General features: G+C 55.0%; 23 protein-coding genes and 1 tRNA gene. 10 read left to right on the forward strand and 14 right to left on the reverse strand.

Annotated elements, in window-relative coordinates; translation table 11 throughout:
* The first annotated feature begins 193 nt into the window (after positions 1 to 193).
* The 6 genes from ACIOYV_RS27515 to ACIOYV_RS27540 all read left to right on the forward strand — a co-directional run bounded on the left by ACIOYV_RS27515 (position 194) and on the right by ACIOYV_RS27540 (position 4,859).
* Positions 194 to 415, forward strand: a complete 222-nt coding sequence (locus ACIOYV_RS27515; RefSeq protein ID WP_401328792.1) for a 4-oxalocrotonate tautomerase family protein — start codon at positions 194 to 196, stop codon at positions 413 to 415.
* The gene (locus ACIOYV_RS27520) at positions 412 to 1,068 is read left to right on the forward strand and encodes a DsbA family oxidoreductase (protein WP_401328794.1); all 657 of its coding nucleotides are present in this window, start codon (positions 412 to 414) and stop codon (positions 1,066 to 1,068) included. The genes ACIOYV_RS27515 and ACIOYV_RS27520 overlap by 4 nt, the downstream gene beginning before the upstream one ends.
* A 43-nt stretch (positions 1,069 to 1,111) precedes the next feature.
* On the forward strand, positions 1,112 to 1,822 hold the full coding sequence (locus ACIOYV_RS27525) for an SDR family NAD(P)-dependent oxidoreductase (protein WP_054054354.1): 711 nt from the start codon (positions 1,112 to 1,114) through the stop codon (positions 1,820 to 1,822).
* Between the two features lie 1,550 nt (positions 1,823 to 3,372).
* Positions 3,373 to 3,609: a colicin E3/pyocin S6 family cytotoxin gene (locus ACIOYV_RS27530; protein ID WP_401328798.1), complete on the forward strand. Its 237-nt coding sequence runs from the start codon at positions 3,373 to 3,375 to the stop codon at positions 3,607 to 3,609.
* Between the two features lie 9 nt (positions 3,610 to 3,618).
* Positions 3,619 to 3,930, forward strand: a complete 312-nt coding sequence (locus tag ACIOYV_RS27535; RefSeq protein ID WP_401328801.1) for a hypothetical protein — start codon at positions 3,619 to 3,621, stop codon at positions 3,928 to 3,930.
* Positions 3,930 to 4,859: an ImmA/IrrE family metallo-endopeptidase gene (locus tag ACIOYV_RS27540; protein WP_401328804.1), complete on the forward strand. Its 930-nt coding sequence runs from the start codon at positions 3,930 to 3,932 to the stop codon at positions 4,857 to 4,859. The genes ACIOYV_RS27535 and ACIOYV_RS27540 overlap by 1 nt, the downstream gene beginning before the upstream one ends.
* A gap of 228 nt (positions 4,860 to 5,087) precedes the next feature.
* Here the strand turns inward: ACIOYV_RS27540 and ACIOYV_RS27545 are convergent, their stop codons facing one another.
* Complete coding sequence (locus ACIOYV_RS27545; protein WP_401328807.1) at positions 5,088 to 6,461, reverse strand: HEPN domain-containing protein; 1,374 nt, start codon at positions 6,459 to 6,461, stop codon at positions 5,088 to 5,090.
* Between the two features lie 882 nt (positions 6,462 to 7,343).
* On the opposite strand from ACIOYV_RS27545, the gene ACIOYV_RS27550 reads away from it, so the two are divergent.
* From ACIOYV_RS27550 to ACIOYV_RS27560, 3 genes are all read left to right on the forward strand, one after another.
* Positions 7,344 to 7,532 (forward strand): hypothetical protein, encoded by a 189-nt coding sequence (locus ACIOYV_RS27550; protein WP_401328809.1) that lies wholly within the window; start codon positions 7,344 to 7,346, stop codon positions 7,530 to 7,532.
* A gap of 411 nt (positions 7,533 to 7,943) precedes the next feature.
* Complete coding sequence (locus ACIOYV_RS27555; protein ID WP_095155734.1) at positions 7,944 to 8,435, forward strand: helix-turn-helix domain-containing protein; 492 nt, start codon at positions 7,944 to 7,946, stop codon at positions 8,433 to 8,435.
* A 49-nt stretch (positions 8,436 to 8,484) separates the two neighbouring features.
* Positions 8,485 to 9,000 carry a hypothetical protein gene (locus tag ACIOYV_RS27560; RefSeq protein WP_401328812.1) on the forward strand — a complete coding sequence of 172 codons (516 nt, stop codon included), beginning with the start codon at positions 8,485 to 8,487 and terminating at the stop codon, positions 8,998 to 9,000.
* 321 nt (positions 9,001 to 9,321) lie between these two features.
* Here the strand turns inward: ACIOYV_RS27560 and ACIOYV_RS27565 are convergent, their stop codons facing one another.
* From ACIOYV_RS27565 to ACIOYV_RS27610, 10 genes are all read right to left on the reverse strand, one after another.
* Entirely contained in the window at positions 9,322 to 9,597 is a 276-nt protein-coding gene (locus tag ACIOYV_RS27565; RefSeq protein ID WP_401328815.1) for a hypothetical protein, read from the reverse strand.
* On the reverse strand, positions 9,594 to 10,574 hold the full coding sequence (locus tag ACIOYV_RS27570; RefSeq protein ID WP_401328818.1) for an integrase domain-containing protein: 981 nt from the start codon (positions 10,572 to 10,574) through the stop codon (positions 9,594 to 9,596). Before ACIOYV_RS27570 ends, ACIOYV_RS27565 begins: the two co-directional genes overlap by 4 nt.
* Before the next feature lie 904 nt (positions 10,575 to 11,478).
* A complete protein-coding gene (locus ACIOYV_RS27575; protein WP_401328821.1) occupies positions 11,479 to 12,807 on the reverse strand; it encodes a tyrosine-type recombinase/integrase in 1,329 nt (442 codons plus the stop codon).
* A 164-nt stretch (positions 12,808 to 12,971) separates the two neighbouring features.
* A tRNA-Thr gene (locus ACIOYV_RS27580) sits at positions 12,972 to 13,047 on the reverse strand.
* A gap of 78 nt (positions 13,048 to 13,125) precedes the next feature.
* On the reverse strand, positions 13,126 to 13,950 hold the full coding sequence (locus ACIOYV_RS27585; RefSeq protein WP_401328823.1) for an FkbM family methyltransferase: 825 nt from the start codon (positions 13,948 to 13,950) through the stop codon (positions 13,126 to 13,128).
* 310 nt (positions 13,951 to 14,260) lie between these two features.
* Positions 14,261 to 15,493, reverse strand: a complete 1,233-nt coding sequence (locus tag ACIOYV_RS27590) for a methyltransferase (RefSeq protein ID WP_401328826.1) — start codon at positions 15,491 to 15,493, stop codon at positions 14,261 to 14,263.
* The gene (locus ACIOYV_RS27595; protein ID WP_054054362.1) at positions 15,474 to 16,163 is read right to left on the reverse strand and encodes an ABC transporter permease; all 690 of its coding nucleotides are present in this window, start codon (positions 16,161 to 16,163) and stop codon (positions 15,474 to 15,476) included. The genes ACIOYV_RS27590 and ACIOYV_RS27595 overlap by 20 nt, the downstream gene beginning before the upstream one ends.
* On the reverse strand, positions 16,160 to 16,855 hold the full coding sequence (locus ACIOYV_RS27600; protein WP_054054364.1) for an ABC transporter permease: 696 nt from the start codon (positions 16,853 to 16,855) through the stop codon (positions 16,160 to 16,162). The genes ACIOYV_RS27595 and ACIOYV_RS27600 overlap by 4 nt, the downstream gene beginning before the upstream one ends.
* 78 nt (positions 16,856 to 16,933) lie before the next feature.
* Positions 16,934 to 17,680: an ABC transporter substrate-binding protein gene (locus tag ACIOYV_RS27605; protein ID WP_401328830.1), complete on the reverse strand. Its 747-nt coding sequence runs from the start codon at positions 17,678 to 17,680 to the stop codon at positions 16,934 to 16,936.
* Between the two features lie 13 nt (positions 17,681 to 17,693).
* Positions 17,694 to 18,467, reverse strand: coding sequence for an ABC transporter ATP-binding protein (locus ACIOYV_RS27610; RefSeq protein WP_027922189.1), 774 nt, complete (start codon positions 18,465 to 18,467; stop codon positions 17,694 to 17,696).
* A gap of 551 nt (positions 18,468 to 19,018) precedes the next feature.
* Between ACIOYV_RS27610 and gabP the strand changes: the two genes are divergently transcribed.
* Entirely contained in the window at positions 19,019 to 20,410 is a 1,392-nt protein-coding gene (gene gabP, locus ACIOYV_RS27615; protein WP_054054367.1) for a GABA permease, read from the forward strand.
* A gap of 74 nt (positions 20,411 to 20,484) precedes the next feature.
* Here the strand turns inward: gabP and ACIOYV_RS27620 are convergent, their stop codons facing one another.
* Genes ACIOYV_RS27620 through ACIOYV_RS27630 form a run of 3 tightly spaced genes read right to left on the reverse strand, consistent with a single transcriptional unit; the run spans position 20,485 to position 22,372 of the window.
* Entirely contained in the window at positions 20,485 to 20,937 is a 453-nt protein-coding gene (locus ACIOYV_RS27620) for a hypothetical protein (RefSeq protein ID WP_054054373.1), read from the reverse strand.
* A 6-nt stretch (positions 20,938 to 20,943) separates the two neighbouring features.
* On the reverse strand, positions 20,944 to 21,360 hold the full coding sequence (locus ACIOYV_RS27625) for a hypothetical protein (RefSeq protein WP_054054374.1): 417 nt from the start codon (positions 21,358 to 21,360) through the stop codon (positions 20,944 to 20,946).
* A 37-nt stretch (positions 21,361 to 21,397) separates the two neighbouring features.
* Positions 21,398 to 22,372: an alpha/beta fold hydrolase gene (locus ACIOYV_RS27630; RefSeq protein WP_401328834.1), complete on the reverse strand. Its 975-nt coding sequence runs from the start codon at positions 22,370 to 22,372 to the stop codon at positions 21,398 to 21,400.

A 22,372-nucleotide genomic window follows, 5' to 3' on the forward strand; every position in this document is an offset into this window, starting at 1 on the left:
TGCGAAAGATGGAGGTTGGCCGATTCAACATTTCTGCTGCAAACAGTTCTAGCGCACATCGCCGCCGCAATCATTACACCACGTAACTAATGATGTTCCCGCCCCCACCTTTATCCCCCTGACCCAACCCCCTACATTTATCTCCAACGCCTCCCCATCATCCCGACGGGGCAGGTCACTGGAGATTTTCCTCATGCCTTTCGTAAGCGTTCGCATCACCCGCGATGGCGTTACCTCGGAGCAGAAAGCTCAGGTGATCGCCGAAATCACTGAAACCCTGGAACGCGTCCTCAAGAAGGACCCGCACCTGACCCACATCGTGATCGAAGAAGTCGACACCGATAACTGGGGTTACGCCGGGATGACCACCACCCAGTACCGCAAGCAACTGGCTGACGCGGAGGGCAAATCGTGACCGCTTCCGTCTCCATCGATTTCATCTCCGACGTGGTGTGCCCGTGGTGCGCGTTGGGCGCGACGGCGCTGGAGCAGGCGATCGAGAACGTGGCCGGTGAAATCTCGGTCGAGCTGACCTACAAGCCCTTCGAGTTAAACCCGGACATGCCGGCAGTCGGCGAAAAAGCCGTCGAACACCTGATGCGCAAATATGGACGTACCGCCGAAGAAGTCGCCGCCGGCAAAGCGATGCAGATCGCTCGCGGTGAGACCCTCGGTTTCACGTTCGATCTGGAGAAGCGCAGCCACTTCTACAACACCTTCGATGCGCACCGCTTGCTGATGTGGGCGTTGCAGGAAGGACGGCAGGTCGCACTGAAGAAAGCCTTGCTGCGCGCTTACTTCACCGACGGCCAGAACCCGAGCGATAGCGAGACGCTGGTTCGACTGGCGACGGAAGTGGGGCTGGATGCGGAGGCTGCCCGTGAGGTGTTGGCGTCCGGAGCGTTCGCCAAGGAAGTGCGTGAGCTTGAGGCGTTTTATCGCCAGCGCGGCATCAACTCGGTCCCGGCCATGGTGCTGAACGGTCGTCATCGGGTGTCCGGTTCGCAATCGGTCGAGTACTACGAACAAATGTTGCGACAAATGGCGCAGGCGCCTGTTGAAGCCTGATTCATCACTTATCCAAACCATTATTTATTAGTTGAGGTTCATCATGAGCAATTCGAAAAAAGTCATCGTTATCACTGGCGCCTCCCAAGGTCTCGGCGCAGGCATGGTTAAAGCGTTCCGTGAACTGGATTACAAAGTCGTCGCCACTTCGCGTTCGATCAAGCCTTCCACTGATCCAGACATCCACACCGTGGCGGGAGACATCGGCGACCCGGCAGTAGCGCAGCAAGTTATCCGTGAAGCGATTGAGCGATTTGGCCGTGTCGATACTTTGGTCAACAACGCCGGGATCTTCGTCGCCAAACCGTTCACTGCGTACACCCAGGAAGACTACGCCGCTGTGCTGTCGGTGAACTTGAATGGGTTCTTCTACATCACCCAACTTGCGATCACCGAGATGGAAAAGCAGGGCAGCGGTCATGTCGTCAACATCACTACCAGCTTGGTGGACCATGCGATTGATGGCGTGCCTTCGGTACTGGCTTCGTTGACCAAGGGTGGGTTGAATGCGGCGACCAAATCGCTGGCGATTGAGTACGCCAAGCGTGGGATTCGGGTGAATGCGGTGAGCCCTGGCATTATCAAGACGCCGATGCATGGTGAGGAGACTCATGAAGCGCTGGGGAATCTGCATCCGGTTGGGCGTATGGGGGAGATCAGCGACATTGCGAAGGCTGTGGTTTATCTGGATGGCGCCAACTTTGTTACTGGCGAGATTCTGCATGTGGATGGTGGGCAGAGCGCGGGTCACTAAGAGCTGATTTACAAACGCCTAAAACAACAGAGCCCCTGCATTTCTGCAGGGGCTTCGTTTTGTATGGTCCCAGTGCCGGACCTAAATCCGTACTCTTTTGCTCTCGCGCAGGCGGAATATGATGGTCGCCAAGTGAATACTAATCGCGACAAGCGGCATTGTTTACCGGTCTCCAATACAGACAACAGACACAAAAACGTCCGAGTAGGACGGTCGTTTTTGCCTACAGAAAAGTCCGGGATCACCAGATTTCAGGTTATTTCTTTCTCTATAAGTCGCTTAGACTCACGACGATCAAGACGCGTCCTACATATAGGCCGAGCGTATTTTGTTAAAAAATACCTCCCTACGGCACTACGCCTTAGGCATAAGAAAGGAATCTTCTGATGCCCTACATCCTATCTTTCAAAAATGTGGATACGTTCGAAAAGACTTTCGACACGGTGGAGGATGCCCTTGTGAATTATGGGCAAGTCCAAAATAAAGTGGGTTGGGTAAAGGAGCTATCCAGCGCCAGGTTGAGTGACGCTGAGAAAAAGACATTTGTGAATTTGTACCCTGGGATAGTCGTAAAGGAGGCGACTGATGAGCTTGAAAGCGCGTGGGAGTGGGATCCAGCGGACTCTTTGAAAATTCGACCCGTACTGAAAATGCGATATCGGACTAGCGTGTAGAGGAGTGGGCCGAAGGAATCTCCCAGGTAAGGCTGCTTCTAAATTTGAATGTGGACGTTTTATACCGAAGTCCAGAAACAACAAAGCCCCTGCATTTCTGCAGGGGCTTTGTTTTGTATGGTGCCGGCACCAGACGAACGGTAGCTAGGGGCGGGGCTAGGTTTTCTGCGGGACTGGAGTTCGGTGGAAAATTTGGCGTACCCCAACCGGTAACTATAAATAAATCAGCTAGTTATGGCGCTCAGTGGAATCGAACCCGGAACTTATAGCGTATCAGCACGCTTTACCAGCATTCGGCGACCTCCGTTCGCGGAATTTGGCCGTGCGCATTGCAGGTCGCTAAGGGGGATAGACGTGGCATATGGGGCGCCGTCCTGACCGGCTAATGGGCGTCCTCTTTTCTACTTTTTTTGCTTTCAGAGATCGTCCGGCCGAAGGTTTACTAATGTGATTTCGGTGACTGCGCTTCCATCGGCAACTAAAAGGGATCTGCTCATGATCGGTTTTCTTCGCTCCAAATTGGTAGGCAGTTCAGCTGTGATGAGCAGTGGGTGCTGCTGAGCCGGAGGAGAGAACTAACCGAATACCCTGCGTGTGCCTTCCCGTGGCGGGATCATTCGAACGCCTCAGCCCATTAACCTTGAGCTACGCTGGAGTACGCAATCGAGAGCTAGCTGGCACATTGATTTTGGACATACAATCACTAGCTCTTGAATACCTCTTCCGCTACTACTTTCTGTGGAGGGACGGTTCTGGTGACCTAGCGCTCATTTTTGAGTACCAAGGAAGCTGAAATAGGTGTTGGCTACTCCAGAATAGTGTTATGAAATAAATTAGCACTGTCTGTTTCTAATAGGGACTGATAAAGAGAACAAAATGGGCGGACTACCTAGACCTAAACCTTCAATTTTGGATAATCTCAAGGTCGCCTTTATTGAGGGTGGTCGAAAAGTTTACTTTGAACCTATCGAAAAACTATATTACACATGGGACTCGCTTCACGGGGAAGTTGAAGTTTTCAATCATCAAGGTCGCCATATTGGCGCAGCATGCCCAATTACCGGAACTATGCTGAAGCCAGCAGTGCGCGGTCGTAGAGTTAATCCAAACTAAGAGGCATTTATGAATTTTATCGAGCAGTGTTTAGCCGGTGATGTCCTCTTAGAGGAAATTGACGAGTATGTGGGGAAATGGCACGACGGGGAAGAAGGAACTGATCAGGAGTTGCACGAGTATCTCGGAATGTCTTGGGAGGAGTATTCCTTGTGGGGCACTACCCCTTCGATAATTTCGTACATCATTGCAGCGCGAAGAAAAGGTTGTACTTTTGACGAGGAGTTGAATCGCGAGAGATTTGCACTTGCCGCGCGCGCCAGCACGCCAGAAGAGGCAAAGCGGATAGAAAAATGGCTTCGGCAAATAGGGAAAATTTGATGGCTCCCGAAGAGAAGATGGCGGCCCGAGTATTGGCACGTCACTCTTTGACACCACCTTATGACTTGATGGCTCTTGCATGTATTTATGGTGACGTAGAAATCATTCCATTTCCTATCGTTGCCGATGGAGTTACCATTGGAATCGGAGGGGCGGAAAGACCGCAGATCTTGGTTAACTCTTTAGCACCAGAAACCAGGAAAAATTTTACCCTAGCTCACGAACTGGGGCATATTATTATTCCTTGGCACACCGGAACCATTGTTTCGCACTTAGATGCCGACGCCGATGATTATGATTATTTACAGATGGAAAGCGAAGCAAATAGATTTGCTGCGGAATTATTAATACCAAGTTTATGGCTAAAAGAGAACTATGACAGCTATGAAGAACTTAGTGGTTATCTGAAGTATTTAATTAAGGCGTCCAATGCTTCTCGTGAAGCTGTTTTAATTAAGGTTTTTAAAACCCTTCAGGCTCCAATCATTTGCTGTCAGATTGATAGCGATGGATCGCTTATAAGATTTTATAGAACCACTACTGCACCTAACACTCCGTCTCTTGATGGGCGGGATCTTATGAATGATATCATTTTTAGGACGGAGCATAGTTTTGAGTCATTCAAGTTGAATGGATACTCTTATGTGGCTTGGTGTTTTAGTAATAAGGATATTGAGGAAAGCGACTCTCGTCCCTGGCGCGAAATTCTAGAGCAGATTTTGCTTGAAAGTGGAACTCAGCACTTGAAGCAAAGTATCAATGCAATACTTCCGGCTAGATTTCAGAAGTGCAAGAAATTGAGTGAGTCAGAAATATGTAGCGCGATCATGCGTACATATGATGGTAGGGAAGGTATTGAGGAAGCAGTTAATCACCCACTATTTGAACAGTATGTCATAAAACGTGTGAAGGAACTTCTCTCGAAGTAATGTCGAAGATATAGTCGAACCTGAGTTAGGTTAATTACTCTCGCAAATTATATGTGTTGGGGCAGACACAGACCCAGTGTTGGAAGACTCACCCGGACAAGGTGCCGACACGACGCACCGCTCCTGAGGAGGGTCTGAAGAAGCTCTTCATCGTCATTCCCGCGAACGCGGGAATCCAGATGCCACGGAGGTCCTGGACCTCGGTATCGGATAGATTAAAAAATGCTCTCAATAATTTCTGAGTCGGCTTGTCAAATTCGTAACATTAACCAGAATTACGCCAAGTTTTTGTAGAAGCGCGAAAATCAATAGATGATGAACAAAAGCTGTATAGGCGTACATCTGATTTTCGTCTGCGCGATATTCATTCGCATGAGTGATGTCGTTTCTTAGTTTGCATATCGACTCTATCAACACAGAAGACAGCCCCAGCCCATTCTGAATTTGGCTTGGCAAGGAATTGAAAAAATCTGTGACGCATTTTTGCGTATTGTATTTTGATGAGTTAAATCGCTTAAGACCCTTCTCAAAGCTCAAGATCTCTTTCCGAGCTAGACCGTTTGACTTGAGGAACTCCTTTGCAGACTTGGTAAGCCCAACAAGCAACTCATCGGATAAATAACTTTTCTTGTTGTAACAGTGCTTCTCTAGTAAACGAAAATATCCGAGTAGCCTATCTTCAATATTCCCCATGTTTCGATATTTAACATACTTAGACATGATGTCAGGTAATTCGGAGTCGGAGGAAAAATACAACTCAAATGATGATAGGGGGAACGGCGCCAATCCCCAGCTCTCAAATCTAGGATCTTTCCCAAGGGGGAGCATAATAAATCCATTAGATCGTCTAGGTTTTAAGCTGTTGTTTACAAAGTACAGAGATGCATACTTGGTAAAGCCTTGAAGGTCATATTCCAAGCTAACGCTTTGAACGGATGGCTCAATGCCAGTTAAAAAGGCAATTAAATTGTATATTTTTGAGTAAATTACCAATGGGTTGCGTTTGTTTTCGTCGCTTTCAAGCGTGTAAAATAAAGAAGGTGGAAAAGCAAAGCTTTGCTCGTACGATAATGGGGAGTGGTTATAGTTGGCGTTGTATTGAACTCCTATGTATTCACAACTATTAGCCTCTGCCATGAACTCAGTTAAAAATGGCCGCACATCTCCGCCATCATGATTTACTTCAAGTATTTTCTCCTGGGTCGTAGTATGTCCCACCCAGTTATTCACCGTCTCCGAGTGAATTTGAATAGCTTGAAATCTCCCTTTTGCTGGGCCCTGTCCAGGACAAAAAATGACACTTTCTACAGTAAACTCTATTTCGTAAAATCCTACTGATGGAATATTACCGAGCGAACTCGATCTAGACCCAGTACAACGTAACCCCTTGAGAATGAATCTGTTGCGAAAGTCATAACACTTTGCCTCGGTGGTCTCCCAAGACAGGTTGCAAGAGCGCTCGGTCATGACTTTGAAAGTTATCAGTTCTGGCGTTAAGTTGAGAACGCCTGCAAATCCAGCGTCGCCTTCACTATAGACCACTTTAAAAGTATATGATTGATTCAGTACTAGCTCGGTAACCCTGTCTTGCATGATTTCCATCCTTTAATCCGAACACCCATCTTGTACTGGCATTTTGAAAAAGCAAGGTACTTTTTGTTGGGCGCACGGTTGCTGTCCGAGAACAAACAATTCTCTAAAACGTAATAGGTTTGAGTCTGCCACCAAGCAGCAACGAGGTAGCAGCTTGAGCGCGCCGAGGGCTCCATCTGCGCCGGATCCAGACTCCTACTAGCTCTCACTGGTGACAAATCGATTTGGAGTACCGGCATTCTCAACTTCAAGCCAGCCTGGCTATCTGTGGCAGATCGACGTGCAGGCCTCGCTGCTGCAGTTCCAATTGCTGTTCTACGCTGAGGGCCGGTTTGTTGAAGGGCCTCATGTAGTTTTCTCCAGACAAAGAAAACCCGCACGATTTGAGCTTGTTGACTGGGTCAACCTAGGCTTGGCGGGTGTATTGGGGTGCATTTTAGGTCGCTGGAGGAGGTCGTCAACGTCACGCTGAAGTGAAATTGTAACGGGGTAGGGGGGCAGCCAGATTTTGGTACTGGTGAGGGTTAAGACGGTATCAGGGGCTGCTTGTAGCAGTTGGATTTCTGGATGCCAGTAACAACAAAGGCCCGGTGGAAAATTTGGCGTACTCCAACTAGTAACTATAAATAAATCAGCTAGTTATGGCTTTCTGTGGAATCGAACCCGGAATGCGGGATGCTGAGTAAAATTTCGCGCCGGTGTTCTGGGCCGGCCGCTGGCGATCCTTTCCACTGCTGGAGGCTTGGCTCTGGTCCACTTCTTACCCTTTGTGCACAGGCCCAGCTAACGAGGAGTTGAACTATCGCCGCGCCAAGATAAATCCTGCTGATCAGATTTGATCCGAAGTCTGTCGTGACGGCATATTGGTCCAAACCGACGGAGGCCTTGGCCATGAGCGCAGCAAAACAGTTTCACGCCCAAATCGATGGCAAACAGATTCAGGGCTGGGTGGTGAAGGACGGACGCTCATACCTAGCTTATGCGGATTTCCGCGGAAAACAGATCGTTGCCCGTGGAAGTTCCGAACCAAATGCCATTAGCAAATGGCGTGAGGAAGCCGGCTACGCAGCTAACGAATAGGACATTCAGTTCCAGGCGAACACCCAATGACCCCAGTTACGACCGAAAAAACAAGCCGATGATTGCGAAATATGAGGGCTTGAGTCAGTCGTAAAGCGCGTCTATGACGCCTTTTGAAAAAAAACTCAGAAAAAGCAGTTTTTTTTTCACGATGGGGGAGGCTTTTATGACCCCCGCTGAAGGCGTGGATGTCTCCCTCCTTAGAGGCGTAGCTTTCTCCCTCCAGGAGACATTGTCGACTCCCAAAACATACTCACCGTTAAACACATTCAACTTTGAAACACATTTAGCCAACCGAGACACAGTAAACTTAACCTAAGGGGCTGACACAGGCGCCTCCCCCCCCACCGTTGCCAGCCCTGTTTAGAGCCACCATACTCCAGCCAACGGTAAATTAAGGGGGATCAGGGGATGACTAAGTTAACGACAACGGTGAAGGCGAAAAAGCCGGCGCCGGTAGAAAGCAAGGAAATCGAGAAACGGTGGGGAAAGGATTTGGTAGCGGCGGGATGGACAGCCATTCCCAATGTGCTTTTCGACTGCTCACAACAACTGGGGCTGAAACACCTGCATATCGTGATCATTCTGCATCTGGCCGGCTACTGGTGGCAGGCGGGCAATGATCCTTATCCGACCAAAGAGACCCTTGCTAAGAAAATTGGGGTAACGGCCCGGACAATCCAGCGGTCAATCGCCGAGCTTGAGGAAATGAAATTCATCACTCGACACGCCCGAAAGTCGAAGTTGGGCGGTAACCTCGCGAATCGCTATTCCTTCGATGGGATCATCGAGGCCGCTACCCCGTACGCTAAAGCCATCGTGGACGCGCGCGAGAAGCAAAAAGCTACCGGTGACGGCCGTGCTACACGTAAAAAGCCAGCCACTTTGGAATTGGTCAAATAAGAGGACAGCGGTGGACGATTCCGTCGTCGAACCCAAAGGAAGTACGACGATGAACAAAACCGCCACTCAACTGGGTGATGAAAGCCTGGCAGATGCCTTCCGTGAGTTGATGAGCGTCGTCATCAGCATGCGCGAGGCAGGTGTCGAATTGAGCCAGGTGCAGCATGCGCCTGAATTCACCTACTTGCTGACTCCCAAGCAGTTTGACCGGATAAAGCGTATTTGCCGTGAAAAGGGCTGGTCGGAGCCAAACCGGAGGGGCATTTTGATTGACCTTCAAGCCATCGCTCATCCATTGGATTCTCGCGAGAGCAAAGACCACTGCACCCCAGAAGAAGCTTTGCAGATCCTGGTGAACGCGTACTGCGCTTACAGCCAGATAGGCTTGAACAAGCCCAAGCATGCTCAGGGTATTCTCTTTAACACCGGCAGAAAGGTCAGCGTAGGTAACGGCAGCTATTACGCCTTGGCGGTCGTAAAAGTATGTGAGGACGGGGCTATAAGGTACTTGGCCCCGGTTACTGCGTATCACGCAACCGAGGCCAAGATCCGAAACATTAGGTGACTACGAGGAAGGACGGCCTCGAAGGCAAGTCTCCTGCACTGAAGCAGAACAACCCATATGCCTGCGATTTCCCTTCATATGACCCTGGCTAGCCAGGCCTCCGCAGCTCCGCCGACAAATTTTCTGCTGTCTGCGTAGTCGAGATCAATGTTAAGCAAGCGCTAAGCAAATTGCAAACATTTCTCCCCCTCCAGCCCCATACGCCTCCCCCCTAGATCCCCAGAATGTCATCATTTGGCTCGCTCGATGACGCCGGTTTGACTCTATCAAGCACATCAGGTGATGCTTGGGTCGGATACCCGGTTCTCAGCATGGTTCCGCTTAGCGGTTGAATTGCCAGAGTTTTCCTAGGCGATGAGTGAGCAATTGTATGGTCAGCAAATAGTAATAGCGCGTCGATTCAGTGCGCTGGTTTAAGTGGTGATTCAAAAACCAAGCAAGATGTTTTCTCTGCCAAGTCCATGGATTGTCGCGTTGCCAGCGCTCAGCGATCGCTGTTTGGATAGCCTTCGCCTGACGCAGGTGGCGTTGGCGGGTGGTGTGCGATCCGGTCAGGACGCCCGCCAGGAACAGCTCCATATCGAATGGCTTGCTCATGCTCGGCCACCGATGTACGCCGATACCACGTCGATACGGCCGTGTCCGAGCTCATAGCTGATTTGTAAGCGTGCCTCTCGATCAAGGCGTGGATTGAGGCGCCAGCACCTGCCACCGTTGATGGGCGCGAGATGATGGGTGATTTGCTCATAGCGTTCGCAAGCATAGGCTGCCCGCAATTCGTGGAAACCTTTGAGATTGTGTGTATGGAGGATATCTCGGGCGGGGCGGACGATCCCCTGCAAGAAATCGAGGTAGCTTTCGTTCGGTGCCAGCAGGTTGCGGCCACCATCGGGCGAAACCTGTTCGGCAAACCTCAGAGCTTCTCGAATATGATCATCTACCGTAATCCAGCGAGGTGCTGACGCACCGGATCGGCCGCCTTTGGTGCCGTCCTGGATGTTGATCTTGTCGCAGTGTTCGGCTTCACGCTTGAGTCGCGGTAGGTCGGCCAGAATCGCTTCGCGCAGACGCATGCCAGTGGCTCGCGTTAACTTAGCGATGGCCGCGGCGCGCGGCTGCTGATGTTTGCAAAGTACCTCTACGATCCGCTTCACGTGTTCGCGGTCTTGGCCTTGCGGCACCGAGCAACGAACGCTGGTGCGCCGCATTCCCAGCGCCTTGCTCGGACTCGGCACTTTCACATACTGATCACCGCGAAGCGCTACGAGGGTCCGGTTCACGCTGGACAACCGATTTTGCGCGGTGGCGATGGCGAGTTCACCTTGGTCAACTTGCAGGCGCAGATGCCCGGCGTAGTCCAGCAAGGTCTGCCGATCAATTAGCCGGGCATCGTTAAACCCCGGCCCATCCTCCGAGCGACACCAGCGCACAAACGCCTGCCAGCGATCACTGTGTGCTTTGACGGTCCCGTAATGCCCACCGCCAAACAGATCTTTCAATGCCTGTGGCCCGGCATAGCTCAACTGCCGACCGTAGCCAAAATTGCGTCCATCTCGCCTGCCCACCAGTGCCATGATCGAACTCCTCTCGAAGCCAAAACTTTTAAAACTTTCCCCACGTCATCCCGCCAAGAATGTTGAGTGTTATCAGGGATCAAGGCCCCTGCGACCTGTGAGGGTTGTCCGCTAACGCGGGACTGGCGGCTCCTTACGACCGGAAGCTTGGGCATCTCATGATCTGGTCTCCTGAACACTTCCGAGGAAGTGGGCGGGTGGAGGCTGCACTGGCTGACGAGACCAACGCCGCGAGATCCTGAGTCGGGTGAAGGCAGTGATTCGATGACCGGGGCGTGCCTGACTGTCAGTCAGGTGCAGTCCATTCCCTGGGCTGCGGCACCATCATCTGCATCGCTGTTGCTGGTGACTTCGGTGTTTGTCACGCCGATTGTCACGAGGGGGAATGCCGCAAAGCCTTGTACGAGATGGGCTGCAGCAGCGGTAGGAGCGCCCGTCTCTTTCCGGGAGAAAGAGACGGGCGCAGGCTGGCGCAGTGAAATGGCCAAGCGGAAAGGTTGCTGCAGGGCAGCTGGGTAGGGGGATGTATTTGCCGCAATGGCAACGATCTGAAGTAGGCATCCATCACTCCGTGAGTGACCGTGCGAGCCGCCGGACGCTAATCGCACTTTGGGAGAACCACCACGGTGTGGCGTAGCCTTAAAGGTTCTGGCTACCTGGGTTGCTGTCAACGACAGCACTTGCCCGATCTTTTCTACGCCTGTGGATAATTTGGGTCAAGACTCGAATTTTCGGGAACTCTGCGGCTGTGGATGAAATTATCCACCGGTGGAGATCAGTGGTTTTCCACAGACAGTTGCGTGGGCTTTAGATTTTTTAAGTGAGGTCCATCCAAGCAGGGCGGCTTTGCAGCCCCGCTTGGATGGACCCGCGTGGAAGGGCGGACTGCGGTGATCTCATTGGCTTACCCACGTTTGGATGCGCCACGGCTATTTTGTAGGGCGGTGATGTTGTTGCCGACTGGGTGAGCGAATTCGTGAGGCGTTACATGGCCGCTGCGATTGGCATCAATGTAGTTGCTCCACCACGCCATGATCAGCCGGCGCTGCTCCAGAAATTCAGCTTTGTGGATATATGCGGCGCGCACGCGGTTGCGTTCCTTGTGGCTCATTTGTCTTTCGATGGCTGCGTCTGTCCATAACCCGGACTCAAGCAGGGCGCTACAGGCCATGGTCCTGAAGCCGTGGCCGCACACGTCCTTACTGGTGTCATAGCCGACGTTGCGGAGCATGGTGTTCACCGTGTTCTCGGACATGGGCTTCCAGTACTTGTGGTCGCCCGGTAGCACCAACTCTGAAAAGCGACTCAGGCTGCGCAGGCGCTCCAGTATTTCGATGACCTGCGGCGATAGCGGAACCATTTGAATGTCGCCGTTCATCTTGGTCCCGCGCGTAGAGTTGCGTACCCCTTCGATCGGTGCGCGCGTATCGGGGATTTCCCACATGGCGCGTTGGAAGTCGAACTCGCTCCATCGAGCGAAGCGCAGCTCGCTGGAGCGGACGAACACATGCAGAGTCAGGAGCACGGCAAGGCGCGTCAGCTCGCGGCCGTTGTAGTTGTCGATACGGTGTAGCAGTTCGGGTATGCGGTTGAGGGAGAGGGCCGGGCGATGGACTGTGCGCGGCGCGTGAATCGAGCCTGCCAGATCCAGTGCAGGATTCATGGTGATCTGCCGAGCCCTTTTGGCCCCGCGCATGATGGTGGATAAGTAGTTCTGTACCCTTAACGCCACATCCATGGTGCCGCGTTCCTTGATGCGCTGGGTGATCTCTAGCAGGTCGTGGGTATCGAGCTCAGCGATGGGTCGTTGGCCGATCAGCGGGAAGACGTGGGTGCGCAGTCGGCTCATTACGGTTTTCGCGTGTCCTTCGGTCCAGCGGCGGGACATATCAGCGTGCCACTCCAGGGCAACGGTTTCGAAAAGCAGTGCCGCCCGCTGGGCTACGATCTTGGCCTTCTTCTTTTCTTCCATTGGGTCGAGGTTGTCGAGCAGCAACGCCTTGGCTTCGTCTCGCTTACGTCGTGCGACGGAAAGGGTAACTATGGGGTAATTGCCGATGATGAGCGTACCTTCCTTGCCGTTGGGCTTGGTGTACTTCAAGCGCCAGGTCTTCACGCCATTGGGTTTGACGAAAAGGTACATGCCGCCACCGTCGAACAGTTTGTAAGCGCGCTCGCGGGTTTTGGCCGTGCGGCATTGCAGGTCGCTGAGGGGGATCGCTAGACGTGGCATAGGGGTACGCGCTCCTGACCGGGAAATCGCAATACCCCTAACATACCCTCGGGGAAGGGGGATTTTGTTGGATCCCGACAGAGGGTCCTGGAACGAAAAAACCCGCCAGAGGGCGGGTTTTCGGGGCTTCCAGAGCATTCAGTAGAATGCAATGGAGCCTAATGTGGTGCCGGCACCAGGAGTCGAACCCGGGACCTACTGATTACAAGTCAGTTGCTCTACCAACTGAGCTATACCGGCGTGTTAGGGCGACGATTATAGCGATTGGATTGGTTCTGTAAACCCCTGAATTCAGACTATTTTTACGCGACCCTCAGGTTACCCGCGAACCAGTGCTTTTCTGAGTTTCTGAAGCGCTTTCCAGCCCCGGCTATTTTGCATCGCGCGCAGCTGTGCTTCGGCGTGTTCGGCCCGTTGCAGGGCGGCGGCGAGCTGCTGTTCAACGTTGCTGACGGGGTAGCTGAGCGCATGGCCGTGGCACAGTTGAAAGTTGTCGAGGTTGCACGGTGGGATGTAGAAGGCGGGTTTTAGGTTTAGGTGTTCGTTGGCGAGGAACCAGGTGTTGATGCCGTCGAACAGGATGGCTTCGTAGCCGGCGTCGGTGACGAGGTGTTCCCAGGTGTGGTCGCGGGCCCATGGGGTTTCGATGAGGATGATCCAGGGGCGCCATGTGGCGAAGTCCATTCCGCGCAGGACGGTTTCTTCGTGGCCTTCGACGTCGATTTTAAGGAAATGGATGGGGCGGTTTTGGGCGTGTTGCTCGCAGATGGAGGTGAGGGTGCGGGCTTTGACGGTTTGACGGTGGACGTCCATGCCGAGGGCCGTGCGTTCCTGGCCGGTGGCTGGGTCGACGGTGGAGAGGCCGGTGCCGGGAATGCCGTAGAGGGTGAGTTCGTCGGCGCTGTCGCTGGCCACGCATTGCAGGTTGGTGTCGTTGGGGCGTTGTTGGCAGAGGGCGTCGTAGTAGGTTTGCATCGGCTCGACGTTGATGCCGGTCCAGCCACGGTCGTGGAAGGCTTTGGTGACGGAGTCGTGGACGGGGTCGTTGGCGCCGACGTCGATGTAGAAGCCGTTTTCGAACTGTTTGAGGGCGCGCCACAGGCGTATGTCTTCGAAATTCTGTGCGTAAGAAATGAAGGTCACTGTGGCTTCCTGTCAGTCGGTTTGTCTGCCTGTATAACAAGGGCGATTGCTGGGCGCAATTTTCCGTCCACCACGTCCGGAATTCGGCGGTTATGTCCTTTCGGTTGAATGCTTATGCACAACGGGGCGTCCGTTTAGGTTCGTTAGCGCCGTTTTTGTGGACTTGTTCTCATTTGTTCGCAAATCCCTGTTTTTAAGGTTTTTTATTCAGGTGTACGAAAAATGAACAGTTATGTTTCAGCCGCGAAACAGTGCATTTATTGGATCCACGAGAATTTCATCAACAGAGTTATCCACAGGCTGCGACTGTTTAAGTGCGTTCAGCCAAGAGCAGGAAATTGCGCGGTGTGAGCGGGGTTTCGCAGAAGGTGCCAAGACGAACGGTATAACCCTGCTCGCTGAGGAAAAGTGCTCGATCCAGTACCAGCCACAGCTCCAACGGGCGTCGGAAAAGTCCCCGTAGCAGCTCCAGATTGCGCACTTCAGCCAGTCGCTGCCAACCGGCCACCTCAAGCGCCGGCCAATCCTGCGCGCCAATTGTGGATAACTCCTTAAGTGCGGCCAAATGATGGCAGTAGTCTGCGAAGGATTTTTCCAGCCAGGTGCTGGGCAGGGAGGGCGTTGGCAGGTATTCGTCGACGCCACGCAGTTGCCGTTGCAGCAGGTCGAAGGCCAGGCGTCGCGCCATCGATGTGTCGCGCTGGCGGCGGACTCGAGCACCGGCGGTGACGGTTTCGCTCATCGGCAGTGCGAGATCTTCGAGGGATAGCTGTAGGTCGGATCGCGAACCTGCCGAGGAAAGCGCCTTATACGTGGCCAGACTGATCCGGTTGTAACAGCAAGGCGCGACAGCCAGTTGTTTGCAGCCGACGGCGCTGGCGAGCTGGAGCAATCGCATATGCAGATCACCGCAGGCATGCAGCGCCACTGGCGTGTGTTCGGCATTCAATAAGGAAGCTGCGTCAGCCGCGAGCACATCTTGCTCAACATGCAGCGCATGCATCTGATGACGTTGGCTGAGTGCCTGACCGCTCAATACCAAAGAAGGGTCATATTCCAGGCACATCAGCTGTTGCCCGGTTTGCAGCAGACGTCGGCCCAGGTGGCCCTTGCCCGAACACCAATCCAGCCAATGCTTCGGCGCTTCAGCAAACTGCAGACGACTGGCAAACGCCTCGATCTGTTGCCACTTGCGCCCCGGCACATCGACGTTCAACCGATGCCCGGCCACCGCCAGTTCATGCCCCGGCAACTCGCCTACCGAACTCAACTCAAGCGACAACGCCGCCAAGGAAGCAAAAGGCTCTGGCGCATTCAGCAAGCAAGGTTGGTTATGGTTGTTTTCCGCATCCTCCAGCGACCGTCCGCGTAGCCAGGATGACAGCGATGGGTAGGACGCTTCCCAGGGAAGCCGCAGATGATTAAACGGTCGTGGCTTCCACAGCGCCTGATGCTCAATCAGAAAAGCATCCAGCGCTGCGAAACGGGCGAGTAGGGCCTCGCCCGTCAGCACGTAGGAAGGATCAACGCCCTTGGCAGGCATCGACGCGTAACCAGCGCTCCAGCAGCTTGAAGCCGCGTACCAGCACGTAAGCCATCAATAGGTAGAACATGCCCGCGGCGAAGAAGATCTCCACCGGCAGGTAGGTGCGGGCAATGATGGTACGGGCCATGCCGGTCAGTTCCAGCAAGGTCACGGTGCTGGCCAGGGCGCTGGCCTTGAGCATCAGGATCACTTCGTTGCTGTAGGCCGGCAGGCCGATTCGCGCAGCTCGGGGCAGGATGATGTAGAACAGCGCTTTGGGCTTGGACATGCCCAGCGCCCGCGCCGCTTCGATCTCGCCCGGTGGAATCGCCTGGATCGCGCCACGCAGGATCTCGGCGATGTAGGCCGCCGTGTGCAGTGTCATGGTCGCCGTGGCGCACCAGAACGGATCGCGCAGGTATGGCCACATCGAGCTGTTACGCACCGCGTCGAACTGGGCCAGTCCGTAATAGACGAGGAACAGCTGAACCAGCAACGGTGTGCCACGGAAAAAGAAGATGTACGCGTAGGGCAAAGAGCGCACGTACCAGCGCCGCGATGAGCGTGCGATGCCCAGCGGGATCGCCAGCAACAACCCGGCGATCACGGCGATGGCCACCAGTTCCAGGGTCAGCGTCGCGCCTTGGGCCAGTTTCGGCAGCCACTTGATAATGACTTCCCAGTTCATTGGGTGCTCCTCGCGAAGCCGCGAGCGGCGCGTCGTTCCAGAAAGTACATGCCGGTCATGGCCAGGATGGTCAGGCCCAGGTACATGAACGCCGCCACCATAAAGAAGGTGAACGGCTGTTTGGACACGGTCACACCGATTTGCGCGTGACGCATGATTTCTTCCAGGCCGATCACCGACACCAGCGCGGTGTCTTTCATCAGGATCATGAACAGGTTGCCCAAGCCTGGCAGGGCGATGCGCCACATCTGCGGCATGATCAATCGGGTGAAGATGCGAAATTTCGACAGGCCCAGGGCCACGCCAGCTTCACGGTGGCCCTTCGGGATCGCTAGAATCGCGCCGCGAAACACTTCCGTGGCGTAGGCGCCGAAGCAGAGGCCCAGCGCGATCACGCCAGCAGCGAAGGCATTGAGTTCGAGGTCTGGATTGCCGAAAAACTCACCCAGGGCACGCATCAGATTGACGGTGCCGAAGTAGATCAACAGCACCCAGAGCAATTCCGGGATGCCGCGAACCAATGTCGAATAAGTGCCGCCCAGCCATTGCAACGGCTTGTGCGGGGAAGTCTTGGCCAAGGCGCCGAGCAGACCGAGCACCAGCCCCAGGCACAGGGCCGAGAGTGCCAGTTTCACAGTCATCAGCGCGCCAGCGGCAAGCGCCGGGCCGAATCCGTAGAGGTCGATAATCATGGATTTCTTTTCAAATCGCGGCAGGCAATGCCAAAGACTGGCGCCGTCAGCGAACGGCGCCGGTCAGGCAGGTCAGAATCAATAGATGCTGAACGGGAAGTACTTGTCGTTGATTTTCTTGTAGGTGCCGTCTTCAACGATTTCTTTCAGGGCGAGGTTCAGCTTCGCGCGCAGAGTGTCGCCTTTTCGTACAGCGATCCCGATTTTGTCGCTTTCTTCCACTGGGTCGCCTTTGAATTCATACGAACGACCGGCGTCGCTTTTCAGCCACTCGTAGTTGACGTACTTGTCCGCCAGGATGCCGTCCAGACGACCGGAAGTCAGGTCGAGATAGGCATTTTCCTGGGTGTCGTAGAGTTTGACTTCAACGCCTTCCATGTTGTCTTCCATCCAGGTACCGGCGAGGGTCGCACGTTGTGCGCCGATCACTTTGCCTTGCAGGGAAGCCTTGTCGGTTTTGAACTCTTTGTCTTTCGGCGCGATGAACTGAAGTTTGTTCGAGTAGTACGGGTCGGTGAAGTCCACCGCTTGCTTGCGCTCGTCAGTGATCGACATCGAGGAGATCAGGAAGTCGAACTTCTTGGCGTTCAGGGCCGGGATGATGCCGTCCCAGTCGGACGTGACCACGGTGCAGTCGACTTTCATCTTGGCGCACAGGGCGTCGCCGATTTCTTTGTCGAAGCCGACGACATTGCCACTGGCATCTTTGTTGTTGAACGGCGGGTAGGCCGCTTCGATGCCCATCTTCAAGGTCTCGGCGACGGCACCGGCGCTGAAGGCCAGGGTGACGGCAGCCGCCAGGAAGATTCTTTTGTAGTTCTGCATGCGGGTAGCTCCGTTAGCGGTTGCTGGACATGAATTGTTTGCAGCGTGCCGAAAGCGGGTTGTCGAACACCTGCTGCGGCGATCCTTGTTCTTCTACCAGACCCTGGTGGAGGAACACCACTTCGCTGGACACCTGACGAGCAAAGCCCATTTCGTGGGTGACGAGCAACATGGTGCGGCCTTCTTCGGCCAGGGCGCGGATGACATTAAGTACTTCCTGGACCATTTCCGGGTCAAGGGCGGAGGTGGGCTCGTCGAACAGGATCACCTTGGGTTGCATCGCCAGCGTGCGGGCAATCGCCGCCCGTTGTTGCTGGCCGCCGGACAATTGCGCCGGGTAGGCGTGTCGCTTGTCGGCGATGCCGACCTTGGCCAGCAGGGCTTCGGCGACTTCGATGGCTTCGGCTTTGCTCTGGCCGAGCACCCGGCGCGGGGCTTCGATGATGTTGTCGAGCACGCTCATGTGCGGCCACAGATTAAAGTTTTGAAACACAAAACCGATCTCGCTGCGCAGGCGATTGATCTGTTTGCCGTCGGCGGCCACCAGTTCGCCGTTTTTCGCGGCTTTGAGCTTGAGTTCTTCGCCGGCTACCAGGATCTGACCCTGGTGCGGGTTTTCCAGCAGGTTGATGCAACGCAGGAACGTGGACTTGCCGGAACCGGAGGAACCCAGGATCGAGATCACGTCGCCGTCGCGGGCGGTCAGCGAGATGCCTTTGAGCACCTCAAGCTGTCCGTAGCGTTTGTGCAAGTTGCGGATTTCAAGCGCGGGCGTGGCCTCAGCCATGTGCGTTCCTCATAGTGTTTCGCTCCTGCTGTTGGCGGCCTTCCTGGCGAGGCGGCCAAGCTAGCATAGCGTTCGAATGGCAGCCAACAGCGCTACGGGCGGTAAACGGATGGCATGTGGCAGGTTGTCGCATCGCTACAGCAGACTGTCGCGCTGCTATCAACCGAACAGCCGTTTGAACCAGTTGCCCGGCGGGTGTCGCGTAAAAAAAGGCGCGATGTTGCCAGCTTTGGCGGGGTGTTGGAAGCGCTAACCGGCCAAACGTTCCTGATCTGCACTTTTATTGTGCGTCCCACATTTTTTCAGTGTGTTTCTGGTGCGCTGGTTCGTTCTACAAGTGGGTCGCTGGGTAACGCTCTGGCGAATTGCCATTAATCTCAATGACTTGCGATGACTGTCCGGTCAGGCGGAAAGCCGCGGTTCTGGGGAGTCTGTAACATTTTGGCGCAATTATTGCGTGCAGAATAAGGAACGCCCCGTTGGATTCTTTTTACGAGAAAGAAATGCCAGACGCGGTGGACTGAATCGCTTTCTTTGCAAAGGTAGTTTCGATGAGCAGTACCCAAAGCTCTAATGGCCTCGAACAGGGGCTCAAACCGCGTCATGTGACTATGTTGTCGATCGCCGGGGTTATCGGCGCCGGGTTGTTCGTCGGCTCGGGTCATGCCATTGCCGCTGCCGGTCCAGCCGTGCTGCTGGCCTACGCCGCCGCAGGCGCTCTGGTTGTATTGGTCATGCGCATGCTCGGCGAAATGGCTGTTGCCTCGCCGGACACCGGTTCCTTCTCGACATACGCCGATCGCGCGATTGGTCACTGGGCCGGTTTCACCATCGGCTGGTTGTACTGGTGGTTCTGGGTGTTGGTGATTCCGCTGGAAGCCAACGCCGCCGCAACGATCCTGCATGCCTGGTTCCCGAACGTGGCGATCTGGGCCTTCACCCTGGTCATTACGTTACTGCTGACCGTGACCAACCTGTTCAGCGTGAAGAACTACGGTGAGTTTGAGTTCTGGTTCGCCCTGGTCAAAGTCATCGCGATCATTGGCTTCATCGGCCTCGGCATCATGGCGATTTTCGGCTTCCTGCCGAACAGCCAGGTCAGCGGCGTTTCGCACCTGTTCGACACCCAAGGCTTCCTGCCAAACGGCATGGGCGCGGTACTGGGCGCAATCCTGACCACCATGTTCTCCTTCATGGGCACCGAGATCGTGACCATCGCGGCTGCGGAATCGAAGAACCCTGGCCAGCAAATCTCCAAGGCCACCAACTCGGTGATCTGGCGGATCGGCTTGTTCTACCTTGTATCGATCTTCATCGTTGTGGCCCTGGTGCCATGGAATGACCCGGTCCTGGCCGCCGTCGGTTCCTACCAGACCGTGCTTGAGCGCATGGGCATCCCGAATGCCAAGCTGATCGTCGACATCGTGGTATTGGTCGCTGTAACCAGCTGCCTGAACTCGGCGCTGTACACCGCTTCGCGCATGATGTTCTCCCTGGGCAAGCGCGGCGATGCGCCGGCCGTTTCCCAACGCACCAACAAAAGCGGCACGCCTTACTGGGCCGTGATCCTGTCGACTGGCGCTGCGTTCGTCGCGGTATTCGCCAACTACGTGGCCCCGGCCGCCGTGTTCGAATTCCTGCTGGCCACTTCCGGCGCCATCGCGCTGCTGGTGTACCTGGTGATCGCCATCTCGCAACTGCGTATGCGCAAACAGCGCATGGCACGCGGCGAAAAAATCGCCTTCAGCATGTGGTTGTTCCCGGGCCTGACCTACGCGGTGATCATCTTCATCGTCGCGGCCCTGACCATCATGCTGTTCCAGGAAGCCCACCGCGTGGAAATCCTCGCGACCGGGTTCCTGAGTTTGCTGGTCGTGGCGGTCGGGTTGTTCGTGGCTCGTCGTCGCAAGCTGCAAAAGGTTGGAGCGGTGGTGTTGAACTGATTCACACCGCGTAATGCAAAACGGCCGCTGTCAGTGATGACAAGCGGCCGTTTTTGTTTCTACTCGAAGGCGGATTACTCAGCCTTTTCTTCCTGCGCATCCAGCGACTCGCGATAGCTGTCGAGCGCGGTGCCGAAGTCGGTGATGAATTGCGGATCGGTCAGCCAGGCCTGGGCGGTGTCGCGGTCCATGCCGTCGGCCCACATGCGGTAGTCGATCAGCATGTCGGCAGCCAGGTGAGTGGCGGCCATGGCTTCGTTGTCGGCGTTTTCCATGTCCAGCAGTTCTGGATGGTCGCTGATGATGCCGGCGAGGTCCGACAGCAGGGTCAGCAGCATGTCGTTGCGGCCGATGGCTTCGGCGTCGCGCATTTTGCTGAACATCGCCAGGGTGTATTCCGGGATCGGCTCGCCGATTTCGTCCATGTCATCATCCAGCGCGGCGGGTTTACGGCCGTGGATGTTGATTTGCTTGGCTTTGATCTTGGCGCGTTTGGCGCGTTTCTGTTGCTTGTTCAGGGATGCCATGGGAACTCAGTTCGCTTTCGGTTGTGTTTGGGCCGCGATGGCGTCGGATGCCGCCACGTAGTCAGCCTGGAAGGCCGGGGATTCGATCCACGCCAGTGCGGCGGCTTCGTCCGCTTCGGTGGACCATTGGCGATACTCGATCAGTGCCGCGAGGATGAAGTCCATCGCGCCTTCTTCGCCTTCTTGTTCGTAAACCAGTGTCAGCAACGGGTCTTCAAGGAAGGCCGTGCACATCGCTTGCTGGCTGATTTTTTCAGCGTCGATCATGGTCTTGAACAGCTCGGTAAGGTCCACCGATTCGAAGTCGATGCGATCATCGTTCGGGTCCAGCTCGACCGGCGCAGCAGCTCGTTGGGTGCGGTTCTGCTTGGCCTTGGCTTTGGCGCGGGTGGCGCGTTTTTGCTGCTTGTTGGCGGAGGCCATGGGCGTCGTTCCGTATTTCGTTGAGAGGGCAGGTCACTCAGCTGCGGGGCACTCGCCGCCCGGGGGTATCGGGGGCCAGTTCGCCGTTTTGCAGCCAGGACAATGCAATGGGCCATAGTGTGGCTTGGTATGGGCTACGAAAAAAGGCGAAATGTCCGACTTCTTCTTCGCCGATGTCTTTCGGCTCGATTCGCAGATGGGTGGTCATGCTGCCAGTGAAGTAACCGAGCAGGCGTTCGATGGCCGGGATGGTGCCGTAAGGATCGTCGCTGACGCTGATGGCCAAGGTTTTCGCACTGACGTTGGCGAACGGCAGCCGGCCGTGTTGTGCGTGGATCACACGGCCGCTAGGGCGCTTCTCGTATCGGTCGGTAGGCGTACTCCAATCGCGGACGACACCGGCGGGCGTGTCTTCAAGCCAGCCGAAACGTTTGCCGGGGAAGTAGCCGCAGATCATTGTCACCAATGGCATCACCAGATGCCACTTGCCGAACATCCGCCAACGATGGGCCGGCGCGTAGTCGCGCCAGTAAGCGAACTGCGCACCGACGGTCACCAAGTGCCGGATCAAGTGCCCAGAGGCTCCCAGGCCTGCCGCACAGCCGCCAAAGCTGTGGCCGACCACATCGATCGGCTGACCGGGGAAATCCCGCTGTGCGCGCTTTAGCATCGCTTCGAAGTCCAGCGCGCCCCAGTCGGTCCATGTGGCGTCGAGTCCTTTCAAAGAAGCCGGCCGTGATTCGCCGATGCCACGGTAGTCGTAGGTGATGACGTCAAAGCCGTTGGCGAACAGGTAGTCGGCGAAGCGCGAGTAGTGGCGGCAGCGGACCGAGGTGGCGGCGTTGATGATCACGACTGGGAGATTCGCGTCCGGTTGAGCGTGCCGCCAAGTGAAGCCGCCGAGGATGAAGCCGTCTGCGGCGGGTTCTTTGAAAGAAGCTGCGGCGGTTCTGATGGGCGACTCTTCGGCTTGGGGTGTTGGAGGTTGCGCGGATTGGATGTGTTGCCTCAT

This window comes from Pseudomonas sp. NPDC087342 (assembly GCF_044744265.1).
GTDB lineage: Bacteria > Pseudomonadota > Gammaproteobacteria > Pseudomonadales > Pseudomonadaceae > Aquipseudomonas > Aquipseudomonas nunensis.